This is a genomic window from Natronospira elongata, from assembly GCF_034931365.1.
Taxonomy (GTDB): Bacteria; Pseudomonadota; Gammaproteobacteria; order Natronospirales; family Natronospiraceae; genus Natronospira; species Natronospira elongata.
This window is the reverse complement of the sequence record NZ_JAYGII010000013.1, coordinates 28,437-42,416: the sequence shown is the minus strand read 5'-3', so window position 1 is coordinate 42,416 and position 13,980 is coordinate 28,437. Positions and strand designations below refer to the sequence as shown.

The 13,980-nt window shown below is 64.7% G+C and carries 12 protein-coding genes; 2 read left to right on the top strand and 10 right to left on the bottom strand.

Features of this window, described 5'->3' with window-relative positions:
- Positions 1-24 precede the first annotated feature (24 nt).
- The 9 genes from tldD to nadD form a co-directional block, all read right to left on the bottom strand.
- Entirely contained in the window at positions 25-1,464 is a 1,440-nt protein-coding gene (gene tldD / locus VCB98_RS07540) for a metalloprotease TldD (RefSeq protein WP_346051339.1), read from the bottom strand.
- A 23-nt stretch (positions 1,465-1,487) separates the two neighbouring features.
- Positions 1,488-2,339, bottom strand: a complete 852-nt coding sequence (locus tag VCB98_RS07535) for a carbon-nitrogen hydrolase family protein (protein ID WP_346051337.1) — start codon at positions 2,337-2,339, stop codon at positions 1,488-1,490.
- 47 nt (positions 2,340-2,386) lie between these two features.
- Positions 2,387-2,749: a hypothetical protein gene (locus VCB98_RS07530; protein WP_346051335.1), complete on the bottom strand. Its 363-nt coding sequence runs from the start codon at positions 2,747-2,749 to the stop codon at positions 2,387-2,389.
- Positions 2,739-6,608 carry a YhdP family protein gene (locus tag VCB98_RS07525; RefSeq protein ID WP_346051333.1) on the bottom strand — a complete coding sequence of 1,290 codons (3,870 nt, stop codon included), beginning with the start codon at positions 6,606-6,608 and terminating at the stop codon, positions 2,739-2,741. Before VCB98_RS07525 ends, VCB98_RS07530 begins: the two co-directional genes overlap by 11 nt.
- A 14-nt stretch (positions 6,609-6,622) precedes the next feature.
- Positions 6,623-8,092, bottom strand: coding sequence for a ribonuclease G (gene rng / locus VCB98_RS07520; protein ID WP_346051331.1), 1,470 nt, complete (start codon positions 8,090-8,092; stop codon positions 6,623-6,625).
- Between the two features lie 261 nt (positions 8,093-8,353).
- The gene (locus tag VCB98_RS07515; RefSeq protein WP_346051329.1) at positions 8,354-8,935 is read right to left on the bottom strand and encodes a Maf family protein; all 582 of its coding nucleotides are present in this window, start codon (positions 8,933-8,935) and stop codon (positions 8,354-8,356) included.
- 4 nt (positions 8,936-8,939) lie between these two features.
- On the bottom strand, positions 8,940-9,407 hold the full coding sequence (gene rlmH, locus VCB98_RS07510) for a 23S rRNA (pseudouridine(1915)-N(3))-methyltransferase RlmH (protein WP_346051327.1): 468 nt from the start codon (positions 9,405-9,407) through the stop codon (positions 8,940-8,942).
- Positions 9,408-9,416: 9 nt separating this feature from the next.
- Positions 9,417-9,839, bottom strand: a complete 423-nt coding sequence (gene rsfS, locus VCB98_RS07505; RefSeq protein ID WP_346051325.1) for a ribosome silencing factor — start codon at positions 9,837-9,839, stop codon at positions 9,417-9,419.
- 4 nt (positions 9,840-9,843) lie between these two features.
- The gene (gene nadD / locus VCB98_RS07500; RefSeq protein WP_346051323.1) at positions 9,844-10,548 is read right to left on the bottom strand and encodes a nicotinate-nucleotide adenylyltransferase; all 705 of its coding nucleotides are present in this window, start codon (positions 10,546-10,548) and stop codon (positions 9,844-9,846) included.
- 143 nt (positions 10,549-10,691) lie between these two features.
- Between nadD and VCB98_RS07495 the strand changes: the two genes are divergently transcribed.
- The gene (locus VCB98_RS07495) at positions 10,692-11,759 is read left to right on the top strand and encodes an N-acetyltransferase DgcN family protein (protein WP_346051321.1); all 1,068 of its coding nucleotides are present in this window, start codon (positions 10,692-10,694) and stop codon (positions 11,757-11,759) included.
- 16 nt (positions 11,760-11,775) lie between these two features.
- Positions 11,776-12,837: a mandelate racemase/muconate lactonizing enzyme family protein gene (locus VCB98_RS07490; RefSeq protein WP_346051318.1), complete on the top strand. Its 1,062-nt coding sequence runs from the start codon at positions 11,776-11,778 to the stop codon at positions 12,835-12,837.
- Between the two features lie 33 nt (positions 12,838-12,870).
- Here VCB98_RS07490 and VCB98_RS07485 read toward each other — a convergent pair whose 3' ends face one another.
- Positions 12,871-13,935 carry a diguanylate cyclase domain-containing protein gene (locus VCB98_RS07485; protein ID WP_346051316.1) on the bottom strand — a complete coding sequence of 355 codons (1,065 nt, stop codon included), beginning with the start codon at positions 13,933-13,935 and terminating at the stop codon, positions 12,871-12,873.
- Positions 13,936-13,980 lie beyond the last annotated feature (45 nt).

The window sequence follows — 13,980 nt, the reverse complement described above, 5'->3', positions numbered from 1 at the left end:
GGTTGTGCTCCCGGGCCCCGGTGTCTAGCCGGTGCCGCCAACAGTCAGCCGGTCCACCTTGAGGGTGGGCTGACCGACACCGACCGGAACGGCCTGCCCGTCCTTGCCGCAGACACCAATGCCGCGATCCAGTTCCAGATCCGTCCCGACCATGCTCACCTGAGTAAGCACATCAGGCCCATTGCCAATCAGGGTCGCACCCTTGACCGGACGGGTGATGCGGCCGTTCTCGATGAGATAGGCCTCGCTGGCCGAAAACACGAACTTGCCGGAGGTGATGTCCACCTGACCGCCGCCGAAGTTGACCGCGTAGAGGCCGCGCTTGACCGAGCGGATGATTTCTTCGGGGTCATGGGGGCCGGGTTGCATGTAGGTATTGGTCATGCGCGGCATGGGAAGATGGGCATAGGATTCCCGGCGACCGTTACCGGTACTGCGCTGCCCCATCAGGCGGGCGTTCATGCGATCCTGCATGTAGGCGGTGAGGATGCCGTCTTCAATCAGGGTGGTGCATTGGGTGGCTTCGCCTTCATCATCGACGTTGAGTGACCCACGGCGCCCGGGCAGGGTGCCGTCATCCACCACGGTGCAATACTCGCTCGCCACCCGCTGGCCAATACGGCCGGCAAAGGCCGAGGTGCCCTTGCGATTGAAATCCCCTTCCAGGCCGTGACCGATGGCCTCGTGCAACAAGACGCCGGGCCAGCCCGGCCCGAGCACCACCGGCATGGTACCGGCAGGCGCCTCCACCGCTTCCAGATTGACCAGGGCGGAACGCGCGGCTTCCCGGGCCAGGCGCAGGGGCTCGTCATCGGCCAGGAAGTCGCGCATGGAAATCCGGCCACCGGCGCCGGCCACACCCTGTTCGTGGCGCCCGTCCTGCTCGGCGATGCAGACCACATTCATGCGAATCAGCGGCCGGACATCGGCCACCAAACGGCCATCATTGCCCGCAACCAGCACGGTTTCATGCACGCCGGCCAGGCCGACGGTGACCTTCTTGATCCGATTGTCCTCGGCGCGGCAGGCGGCATCCACCCGCTGCAGCAGGGCCACCTTCTCGTCCGAGCTCAGGGTTTCGATCGGGTCGATGGGCTGGTAGAGCTGACCCCCCCCACGGGCCTTCCAGGCCTGGAGTCGGCCGGACTGGCCACCGCTGGCGATCGCCCGTGCCATTCCTGAAGCCTTTTCCAGGGCCGGCAGGACAATCTCGTCGGAATAGGCAAAGCCGGATTTTTCACCGGAGACCGCGCGCAATCCCACCCCCTGGTCCACGCCATGTCCGCCTTCCTTGACGATGCCGTCCTCCAGGGACCAGTTCTCACGGCGGGACAACTGAAAGTAGAGGTCCGCCTCATCCACCGAGGCGCTCATCATCTTGCCCAGGATGCGGGACAGGGCGTCCTCGTCCAGGCCGTTGGGTTCCAGCAAGTTGGCTCTGGCAATTTTCAGGGCATCAGTCATGCCTTGTACCTACTCCAAATTGATCAGACAGTCGCCATCTGACGATGGCTCAAGACGGGGAAACGCTTGCGCAGACTGCGCAGCCGTTCCAGCGAGATGGGGGCACTGACCACGCCGGAGCCCTGTTCCTGCTCGGCGAGAATGCCGCCCCAGGGATCGACAATCATGCTGTGGCCCCAGGTCTCGCGGCCACTGACGTGAAAGCCACCCTGGGCGCCGGCCACCACGTAGCAAAGGTTTTCCACCGCCCGCGCCCGCAGCAGCAACTCCCAGTGAGCGCGCCCGGTCTGGGCGGTAAAGGCGGAGGGCACGGCAAAGACCTCGGCCCCCTGATCGGACATTTCCCGGAACAACTCGGGAAAACGCAAATCGTAACAGACTGCGAGCCCCAGGCGGCCGATGGGGGAGTCGAGCACCACCACTTCGCGCCCCGGCCGAGTGGAAGCGGACTCTCGATACTGCTCGCGACCGTCCGGCAGGGTCACATCGAACAGGTGCATCTTGTCGAAGCGGGCACGCCTCTCTCCCGCATGGTCATAAACCAGGCAGGCGGCGCTGATGCGTCCAGCCTCGGCTTCGAGGGGGATGGTGCCACCCACAATCCATATTTCATGACGCCTGGCTTGTTCCTTGAGCCACTGTTGCAGGGGACCATCACCATCGCCCTCGGCATGCTCCACGCGCTCGGCATCATCCTGGCCCAGCATGGCGAAATTCTCGGGCAGGACCGCCAGCGCCGCACCCGAAGCCGCTGCCGCGGCCAGCAGGCGCTCGGCCTCCAGCAGATTGGCGCTGACATGGGGCCCCGAGGCCATCTGGATCGCGGCAGCTCGTGGCGCCTGTTCCTCGCCCGGCCTGTCGTGACTGTCGCTCATTTGCTCAACCCCTTCTGCTCAAAAGTGGAATTACCGGCCTTCACGGCTCAGTTCGCCCGTACCCGCAGCAACAGCTCTTCCTCGCTGGGCGCACCAGGCTGAAGCACAACGGCGGCAGGTTCCATGCCCAGGGCAATCAGCCAGTCGCGCAACTCGGAGGCCCACAGCTCACCCCGCTCACCGCCGGGATAGACCAGCTCAAGGCGAGCCTCGTCCTGCTCATGCCAGTGGCGGACCGCCTGAGCCACTGGCGGCATGGCGATCACCGTCTCGCCGCTGCGCGGTCGACTCCATTCAGCCTGGTCCAGGACCCAGGTCTCGGCGGACAGACTGCCGACCGCCAGAAACAGCAGCAAGCCACTCAGTCGACCCGCCCAAGATCGCCACCGATGTCGGCAATCACTCTTCATCCAACGCCCTCCGCGCTTCTTCATCCAGGGGAATCACCCGCGGGTCCTCCCAGGCGCCCTGCAGACGATATTCGAGATTACCCACTCTGGCCAACGGCCCGCGAAACAGTTCCGAGAGTACCAGCATGGCGGCACCGAGGGTGACACCCCCGGCAATGGCACCCGCCACCGGCAGGGTCGCCCCCACGGGCGAGGAAACGCTGACATGGTGATCATAATCGCGACTGTACAGGCCGGTACGCCCGGCAAGGCGCAGATTCACCGCCGGACCTTCCAGGGCCAGGTCGCCGGTAAACACATCACCGTCGGCGATATGAAAATCCCCGCTGATGCTGTCGAAACGCAGGCCGCGCCCGAAGACATCACGAAAATCCCCGAACAGCCGTCGGGGAAGCGCCTGCAGGCTGAACAGTCCCACGACCCGACCGGCCCCCGGGCTGACCTCGCGAAGCTGACCAGACCCCAGGCGCAGGCGAGTCTCGCCACCCAGTCTGCCCAATACAGTGGCATCCAGCGGGCCGTGCCAGGACAGATTGAGATCGACTTCCGCCTGCCGGGACTCCAGCCCCGGCACAAAATCAAACAAGCGCAGTGCCGCAGCCAGATCACCGCTCTCCATGCGCCCGGTCAAACGCCCCCGCTCACCCAGCAGGGCGTCATCACGCCATTCGCCACCAAGCTCCACCCGCAACAAATCGCCTGCCGTACTGAATTGCTGAAGAATCACCCCATCGGGTGCCGCCTGGAGTTTCAGCGCCAGATCGTTCACTTCCATACCGTTGCGGCTGACACGCTCCACCTGAAAGTCCAGTGAGGGCAGGCTGCGCGGGTCCATGGCCGCCAGCTCGGCAACCTCCGCCTCGGCCAGACGCAATCTCAAATGCTCCAGCCGTCCCTCGACGGTGGAACGCGTTCGGGTCACATCGGCGGGAATCAGCAACTCACCGCTGGCATCATCACCACGCAGCTCGACCCGCCAGCCCAGGGCTTCCCGATCCAGACTGACCCCCTGGGATTCCAGCGACAGCATGCCCAATCGCAACCGATCCACATCCAGGGTCAGGCCTTCCAGCGCCATGCCCCCGTCGGCCTCACCGCGTGTCCAATCCACAGTAAGCCAGGGCAGGAGGGAGAGATAATCAGCGCGACCGGCAACCCGAATGCCGTCCGCCACCGCATCCGGCTCGCGAACCTGGTTGAGATCGGCCCGCAGACCGTGGACGCCGGTCTGGCCGTCGGCATCCTCCCCCACTTGCAGGGTCAGGGCCAGAAAACCGCCGTAATCCAGTTCCACTCGGCTGGCGCCTTGCCCGACCGGGAAACGCACCGACAAAGGCATGCTTTCCTCGGCAGCCTTGGACAAGGGCTCGGGCAGGTCGACTGCCAGGCCCTTCAGCTGGCTGTCAATCGTGACCTGGATGGGCTCACCGTTGGGTCGATTGTCGACGCGCACACGACTTTCCCAATCCACGCCACCATCCAGGCGATCAAGGAAGGCCAGTTCCGGCCGTTCCGCCGCCAGGGCCTCGATACGGGAGTGACCCTGGATGTGGGCGACCGAGTACGGTGGGTCATCCTCATCGGCATGTCGGCCCCGACTGCCGGGGTCCAGCGCCAGCCGGAAGGCGCCACCCAGATGCTGACCGGTAATGGACTCGGCCCAGGCCGCCTGTTCGCTGAAATACAGCTTGCCCTCCAGCGCCGAGATTTCACCCGGCAGCCACTCGGCGCCACCGGACACGGCACTCAGGCTGACCTCTCCATCAAGACGCAGATCCGCCACCTGGCGAACCGGAACACTCAGGCTCAAGTCCAGTTCACTACCGCCTTGCAGACTGACATCGGCCAATGGGCGCCCAAACCACTCTGCCAGGGGGCCATCGCGGAGAAAGCGAAGACCATCGGCCAACTCACCGTGTGCCTGGCCCTCAATCTCCACCTCCGGATTCTGCAGATCGTCGATATGGGCCTGGGCCGAATCCACCTGATAGCCGGCAATCCGCCCCTGCCGAGCCTCGACCGTCATCCCCGGGCCGCGGAAACTGACCCGGGCATCCACATCCCGCATCACCGGCCAATCCTCATCGAAGCGCAGGCCACCATCGACCACGTCGAAATCGATCTCGAAACGGCCTTCGCCGTTGTGATAGGGAAAGGGCCGGGTCGGGCCGTCTACCAGGACCCGCCCATTGCGTGCCTGGCCGGACAGGATGGCGTGATCGAGCCAGTCGACGGCCGTTTCCGGCATGCGCCCCACCGGCAGATAGCGGGACAGATTGTCACTTCGGGCAGTGGGCACTTCGGCCTCAAGGGTGACCCAATGGGGGCCGCCCGGACGGAAGTCCACGCCCAGCTCCGCGGCTACCCGGGCATCCTCGTTGCGCACCTGAATATCGCTGGCCTGAATATCCCAGCCCGCATCCACCCGCTGCCAGTCCACGCGGGACGTGACCCGCTCGGCATGCAGGGGATCACGGAACAGGGTGGGATAGTCGAAGACAACCGGACCGGCATCCAGCTCAAAGTGCCCGCCGGCTTCATCGGCCCGCAACCAGCCGGTGACACCGGCAAAGCCCGGGATATCCTCCCAGCTTTCCATGCCCAGCCCCGTGACCCGGGCTCGGGCCCCGTACTCGGCCGGCTCACCCTCCCGTAGCTGCACTTCGCCAATCACATCACGCAGTTCGCCTTCCGGCTGCAGGCGATCCAGCCACAGCCGGGGTGCCTCCCCGGGGGAAAGAATCTGTCGGGCCACGGCAACCGCATCGCCCAGATCCAGGTAACGCAGATTGGCGGTCACCCGAGCGTTATCCCGGTCGCCCTGCCATTGCAGATCAATACGGGAGTCCGGCCAGCCCAAGCCGCCCAGGGCCAGATCAGCCACGCTGAACCGCCAACCGCGACGCTGGGCCTGCCAGTCAATACCGTGCAGGCGGAGCTCACCCCGAGGCGGTTGTTCCGGCCCCCGCAGTACGGGACCTTCATCAAGGGGGCGCAGCGCGGACACATCCACGTCAGCCTGAACCGATTCCAGCGTCAAACCCTGCCCGGCCAGACGACCGCTCAGGTCCATCTCACCCTCCAGCGGGCGCAACCAGGGTCCGGGGAGGCGTTCCACGGGCCAATTCAATGCCAGTGCCACCACGTCCAGCTCGCCCTGCCACTGCCAATCCCGCAGCGCCCCGACCGGCCCCTCGGCCTCGAGACTCAATTGCAGATCACCGCCCAGGGCCTCGGGCAACTGCAATTGCCCCTGCAGGCGATGGCGACGACCCTCGGAATACAGCGACAGCCTGTCCACACCGATGTCCCAGGGCCCGATGTCCTGCTGTCGATCCGTGTAGGTAAAACGGCTCGCCTCGATCCGGTAATCCGCCCGGGCCAGAATCCGCTCCACCACCGGCTCCACCGCCTCAATACCACCGCCATTGGGCTCGAACCGGGCAATCCCGGGCACAAGGACCGTGCCATCGGCTTCCCGCACGAGACTGAAGTCCCCGCCGCGCAGTACCACCCGCCCGGGGCGCACGGGACCGGGACGCAGGAGATCAAGCAGGGAGGCCTGAACGGCAATTTCCTCGGCGGCAATCGGCTCGACCGCCTCATCGGCGGCGCGCAGCCTCACGTCGCGGAACAGGATTTCCGGCACCAATCCGCGCCAGCGGACATCGATCTCGGCAATCTCCATTTCCGCGCCGATGGCCTCGCCGGCCCAGGCGGCGATGGCCTCGCGATATTCGGCCACCTGCGGCACCAGGAGGCGGAACGCGCCCACCAGCACCGCCATGAGGATGAGCACGGCGGCAAGGCTGCCGGCCAGCCAGCGCAACAGCCGTGTTCGCCATCCAATATCGCTCATCGCATCCACATGATTCAGGTCGGGACCACGTCAAACTGTTCCTGGGAGTACTGGCTTTCCACCTGCAGGCGAATGGGCTTGCCCACCATCTCCTCCACCTCGGCAAGGCTGGCGGATTCCTCGTCCAGCAATATATCCACCACCGCCTGGGAGGCGATCACCAGCAACTCCTGGACTTCATACTGGCCGGCTTCCCTGAGAATCTCGCGAAAAACGTCGAAGCAGACAGTTTCGGCGGTCTTGACCGAAGCCCGACCTTCACAGGTTGGACAAGGCTCGCAGAGCACATGCTCAAGGCTTTCCCGCGTGCGTTTCCGGGTCATCTCCACCAGGCCCAGCGCCGAGACCTCGCAAACCTGATTCTTGGCCGGGTCCTGGGCCAGGGCCCGCTCCAGTGCCTTGAGCACCAGGCCACGGTGCTCCTCATCCTCCATGTCGATGAAGTCGATGATGATGATCCCGCCGAGATTGCGCAATCGCAATTGGCGGGCAATGGCCCGGGCCGCCTCGAGATTGGTCTTGAGGGCGGTTTCCTCCAGATTGCGGCTGCCCACGAAGCCACCGGTATTGACGTCGATGGTGGTCATGGCCTCGGTCTGATCGATAATCAGATAGCCACCCGACTTCAGGTTGACCCGGCGATCCAGGGCGCGATCGATTTCATCATCCACCCCGTAGAGATCAAAGATGGGTCGGCGGCCGGTGTAATGCTGGACACGGGGGCTCAGTTCGGGGGTGAAACGGTCGGCGAAATGTTTCATGCGCTTGTAGGTGGATTCCGAATCCACTCGCACCTGCTCCACCCCCTCGCCCATCATGTCCCGCAGGATTCGCACCGGCAGCGGCAGATCCTCGTGGACCAGATCACCGGGCTGGGCATTCGCGGAACCCTCGCGGACGGACTCCCAGAGACGACTCAGGAAGAGCATGTCGGCGCGCAAGGCATCCACCGGTGCGTCCTCGCCGGCGGTCCGGACGATGTAACCACCCTGGCTGACCTCATCCATGAATTGCCCCACCGCCCCCTGCAGCCGGGACCGCTCGTGCTCGTTCTCGATGCGAGTGGACAGGCCCACGCCCTTGCCGCCGGGTAGATAGACCAGATAGCGGGAGGGGATGCTGATATGGGTGGTAAGCCGCGCCCCTTTCGTGCCCAGGGGGTCCTTGAGCACCTGGACCAGGATTTCCTTACCCTCGTGAACCAGGTCGCGGATGTTGGCGGGCCCGGCCGAGGGGGTTTCGCTCTCGGTGTGGGCGGAGCGGACGATGTCCGAGGCGTGCAGAAAGGCGGTGCGGGCCAGGCCGATGTCGATAAAGGCGGCCTGCATGCCGGGCAGTACCCGCGAGACCCGGCCCTTGTAGAGATTGCCCACCAGGCCCCGGCTGTTGGAGCGCTCGATCATTACTTCCTGGAGCGCGCCGTTTTCCAGCAGGGCCACCCGGGTTTCACGGGGCGTGACGTTGACCAGTATTTCCTCGCTCATGGGCCTGGTTTTTTCCTGGGGCTGTGCCGAATTGCCAGTGTTTGGGCCAAGCCCTGCATTTTGCCACAGCGAGGGACGTCAGAACTGAAAGTCGGAGAGCTAGAACGCGGCAAGTTCGGGTCACCACTCTGGAACCACTGGTCCAGTCCTCGGGTTGGGGGGCTTCGTTCCGGTGGCTCCCGCAGGGGCCTGGCGCACTACTCGACTGAGAGCTAGTGGGCATCTCACAGCAAGAGGAGGGGGGGCACGGCAAGTTCAGCGCTAAATCTGCGGCGTGAGAATCGGCAGGTTGGAAGCCTGCAGCAGCGCTGCCGTTTCAAACAGGGGCAAGCCCATGACGCCGGAATAGCTGCCGGCCAGGTGCTCGACGAAGATCGCGCCCAGACCCTGGATGGCATAGCCGCCGGCCTTGTCGGATGGCTCGCCGGTGTTCCAGTAGGCCTCGGCCTCGGCCGGAGTGATGGGGCGAAAGCGGACTTCATTGATATTGAGCCGGTCTTCGACGCCATTCGGCCCGGCCAGGGCGACGGCGGAGAAGACCTGATGGCTGCGCCCCGACAGCCGCGCCAGCATGGCGGCGCCATCCGCCTGGTCGCGGGGCTTGCCCATGATGTGGTCGTCGAGCACCACGGCCGTGTCGGAACCCAGCACCAGGGCCCCGGGCTCGCGGGCGAGGATGGCGGCGGCCTTTTGCCTCGCCATGCGGCGCACGAACTCGCCAGGCCCCTCGCCCGGGGTCACGGTTTCATCGATATCCGCCGGCATGACCTGAAAGTCGAGGCCGAGCTGCTCAAGCAGTGCCTTGCGGCGGGGTGACTGGGACGCGAGGATGAGTCTGGGCATGGGATCAGGCGCGATGATAGGGATGACCACTGCGCACGGACCAGGCGCGGTAGAGTTGCTCGGCCACGATCACCCGGACCAGACCATGGGGCAGGGTCAATGGTGACAGACTCCAGCGGCGATCAGCCCGTTCCAGCACGCTGGCATCCAGGCCGTCGGCGCCGCCGATGACCAAGGACAGGTCGCGGCCATCCATCAACCAGTCGCCGAGCCAACCCGACAGTTTCAGGGTGTCCACCGACTTGCCTCGCTCGTCCAGGGCGACGAGGCGATCGTCGCCGACGGTCTTGAGGATGCGCTCGGCCTCCTCGGCCCTGGCGCCGTCAGCGGTGCGGCCGCTGCCACGGCGGCCCGGGGTGATTTCCTTGAGCTGCAGGCGGCATTCATGGGGCAGGCGGCGAGCATATTCCCGGAAGCCGTCATTGATCCACGCCGGCTGGCGCTGGCCCACGGCGAGCAAGCGGATGCGCATATTCGGGCCTCAACCGCCGGACATGGAGGGCGGCCGGCCACCGCCGGCAACCCGGGCACGGGCATCGCGGCCGGCCTCGTCCTGGTCATCCAGGCTCCACAGCTTTTCAAGGTTGTAGAAGGCCCGGGATTCCGGGTGCATGACATGCACGACGGCTTCGCCGAGATCCACCAGCACCCAGTCCGAGCCGGGTTCGCCTTCCACCCCCGCGGGTTTCATGCCGGCTTTTTTCACCGCCCGCACCAGGTGCTCGGCCACCGAGGCCACATGGCGGCTGGAGGTACCCGAAGCGATGATGATGGTATCCAGGATGGGGGTGATCTGTCGGACATCCAGCACCGTGATGTCACGGGCCTTGATGTCTTCCAGGGCGTCCACGATCCAGCGATTCAATGCCTCGCCGGTGAGCTTTTCCTGCTTTTCTGCAGTCACGATCTTACATGCCTCCTTCCCGCGTCACGCGGGCAACGGACCGAGCCGGGGTACTGAAGTAATGCGGGCTGCCCTCAACCATTCTCACCACCGGGTCCGGCGTCAGATAACGCACCGATCCCCCCCGGTCCAGGATTTCCCGAATGGTGGTGGAGGAAATCTCCAGTTGGGTGACCTGCTGGCGATAGATCCGCCCGGCCGGCAGGCGATGCAGGTCTTCCGCATTGTCGGTTTCCCGGCGCGCCATGACATCGCCGAGCACCGCGCCGGGCTTCAGGGCCCAGCCCGGCCGATGGGCCACCACGATATGAGCCAGCTCCAGTAGTCCTTCCCAGCGATGCCACTTGGGCAACCCCAGGAAGGCATCGCTGCCGAGAATCAGCAGCAGGGAGCGATGTTCACCAAACTCGGCCCGGAAGGATTCCAGCGTGTCCCGGGTATAGGACGGCCCCGGCCGGCGCATTTCCCGGTCATCCACCACCAGCCCCGGCTGGTCGTGCACCGCCGCCTGGGCCATTTCCAGGCGAAAGGGGGCGGGTGCCAGAGGACGGCCCCGGTGGGGTGGATCGGCGCAGGGCAGCAGGCGCACCTCGGCCAGCCCCAGGATCTCGTAGAGTTCCAGGGCCGGGCGCAAATGACCGTGATGGATGGGATCGAAGGTCCCACCGAACAATCCGATGGGCGCGAGTTCTGAGTGGCCCAGGCTCAAGCAGCCGCTCCCGCACCCGATAAAGTGAAATGACGCTTCATGGCCATATTTTCTCGCAATAAGCCACGGTGGATCAATCGATTTCCCCTCGCCACCTTCGAGACAGACTGTAAAATGGCGCGGTCGGATCAAGGAGACCGCTCATGCAGGATAAGGCAATCGTTCTGGCCAACCGGGAATATCGGACGGCCAATGGCAAGGTAGCCCATGGCCTCATTCGTGGCAGCGACCGATTCCAGGTAACTGCCGTGGTGGACCCGCTGGCGGCGGGTCACGACGCCGGGGAACTGCTTGACGGCCGGCACCGGAACATCCCGGTGGTGGCCTCGGTGGAGGAGGCGCTGTCTGCCGGCAACGACCGCCCCAAGTGGTGCGTACTCGGTGTCGCCCCCCACGGTGGCCGTTTCAACGAGGAATTGCATGCCGCCGCGCTGCGCGCCCTGGAGGCCGGTCTCAATCTGGTCAGCGGCCTGCATGACTGGGCCGGCAGCGACCCGGTGCTGTCGCGGGCTGCGCGGGAGAACCATGTACGCATCATTGACCTGCGCCGCCCACCCCCCACCGAGGAACTGCACTTCTGGAGCGGCGAAGTCGGCAATGTGGCCATTCCCCGCATTGCCGTGCTCGGCATGGACTGCGCCATTGGCAAGCGAACCACCAGCCGGATCCTGGTGCAGGGCCTGCGTGACCGTGGCTATCGGGCCGAGATGATCTACACCGGCCAGACCGGCTGGCTGCAGGGGGGACGCTATGGTTTCATTTTTGATGCCACGCCCAATGACTATGTCAGCGGTGAACTGGAACACGCCATCCTGCGCTGCGCCCATGAACTGGGCCCCGATGTGATGCTGCTGGAAGGTCAATCGTCCCTGCGCAATCCCAGCGGACCCTGCGGGGCGGAGTTCCTGCTGTCGGGGGCTGCCGATGCCGTGGTCCTGCAGCATGACCCGGCCAGAAGCCATTTTGATGGCCTGGAGTCTCGCGGCTATCGCCTGCCGACAGTGGAAGACGAAATCGCCCTGATTCGTCATTACGGTGTGGAAACCATTGCCGTGACCCTGCATGGCTCGCCCGAGAATGCGGTCGTGGCCAATGAGCGCACTCGGCTGCGCGAGACACTGGATATCCCGGTTGTCAGCCCCCTTGATGAGCCTGTCGATCCGGTCCTTGTGGCCATTGAAACCCGGATGGCGAACAAGACCAGCGCATGAAGCAGAGGTGGTCAGCATGAAAATCGCTCGTGTGGAAACCTGGCGGCGGGAGATCGCCCTCACCCGCCCCTATGAAATCGCCTTCCGACGCACCGACAGTGTTGGCAACTGCTTCGTCCGCCTGATCCCGGATCGTGGTCAACCCGGCCTGGGCTGTGCCGCCCCCGAACACCATGTCACCGGCGAAACCCTGGATGATTGCGAAGCCGCCCTGGATCCGGCCGGACTGGACTGGCTGGTGGGACAGCCGGTCGCCGACCTGCCGCGACTGTTGCGGGAACTGCAGGGACATTTCCCGGATACGCCCGCACAGCGGGCGGCGCTGGACATGGCCTTGCATGATCTGCTCGCTCAACAACTGGAGCGACCATTAGTGGATGTCCTTGGCCGGGCCCAGCACTCCCTGCCAACCTCCATCACCATCGGCATCATGGGCGTGGACGAGACGCTCGACGAGGCCCGGGAATACATCGATCGAGGCTTTCGCCACCTCAAGGTCAAGACGGGCCAGGATCTGGAAGAGGACATCGAGCGCATCCGCGCCCTGCGAACCCAGCTCGGTGATGACATTCAGATTCGGGTGGACCCCAATCAGGGCTATACCGCCAAGGCCCTGTGGGAATTCGTTCGAGACACGAAGGACTATGGCCTGGAGTTCGTGGAACAGCCCCTGCCGGTAAGCGAGAACATGCGCTCCCTTTCCAGAACCTTGCGCCAGCGAGTGGCGGCGGATGAGAGCCTGCTGTCGCCGGACGATGCCCTGAATCTGGCGGCTGCTCCACCCGCCTGCGGGGTGTTCAATATCAAGCTGATGAAGTGCGGTGGCCTGGGGCCGGCCCGGCGGATTGCCGATATCGCCGAGCTGGCGGGAGTGGAACTCATGTGGGGCTGCATGGACGAGTCACGGATCAGCATCGCCGCCGCCCTGCATGCCGCCCTGGCCTGTCCGGCAACCCGCTACCTTGACCTGGACGGCCACCTGGACCTGGCCGAGGACCCGGCCGAAGGCGGCTTTGAACTCAAGGATGGCTGGCTTACACCCCTGAGTCTGCCGGGGCTCGGTGTTCAATTGCGCTAGATTTCGGGGGACGGAGCATTCCGGGTCAAGCTGCTAGCTGCTAGCTGCTAGCTGCTCCCAGGCAACCCCGGACACCAGGGACTTTTCAAGGGCCGAGACCGCCAGATTGCTCATGCGCTCCATGGAAGCCGCGCCGACTCCGGCCCACAGACAACCACCCAGGCGCAGGGTCAAGGGCACAGCCTGACCACGCCAATCCGGGTGAAGGGCAGCGGTACCATCCACCAGCTCCCGCGCCCAATCCTCACAGGCCGCCGGCTCGCGGTGCAACAGGGCAATGAAACGGGAGCCGCTGCAACGCCCCAGCAACTCCTCTTCCCGCAGACTCTCGCTGGCCGCGCTGACCACGGTGCCCAGCATGGCATCCGCCGCCATTTCACCGAAGCGGTCCTTGATCTCGGAATAATTCTCAAGCTCGAAGATCACCAATGCCCGGCTGCAACCACCGTTGCGGCATCGCAGCAGTTCCCGTTCCGCCAGTTCGGTGAAGATATCCCGGGAATAAACACCGGTGACCTCATCGCGGATGGCATTACGCCCCAGGGCTTCACGCAGGCCGGTCAGTTCCTCGCGCTTGCGCTCCAGCTCGAAGGCCAGCTCGAAATTGTTCTGGCGCAAGGCCTGTTCTGCGCGGCGCAGACGGGTGATGGCGCGGCTGACACCCAACAGGTGGGTAATCTGGCCTTGCTCGTCTTCGATGGGAGTCAAACTGGTTTCGAATATCTCGCCACCACCAACGGGAGAGCGGCTGCTTTCCTCGTAGCGAAGAATGCTCCGCCGGCGCAGACATTCCCGATAATTGGCGGCGATTTCCCGGGCCACCTCTTCACCATGAATATCTTCCAGCGTACGGCCTTCCAGGGCTTCGGGGTCAAGACCAAAGCGCTCGGACAGTGCTGGATTGACGGCCTCAATCAGAAAACCGCCGGCCGGCACCACACGAATCAGGAAAAGGTTATCGGGGTAATGCTGCCACAGGGCCTGCAGCAGGTAAGACGGATACTGGCTGACGAAAGATCCAGCCCCATGACTGGCCAGGGGCGGTTCAATCTCGCCCGGGCCCGCTTTGCCCCGTCCCTTGAAGCTTTGCGTCGACATTACCATTCCTCGAGTTGCAATCCCTGGCCAGTGGGTTGCCCCACC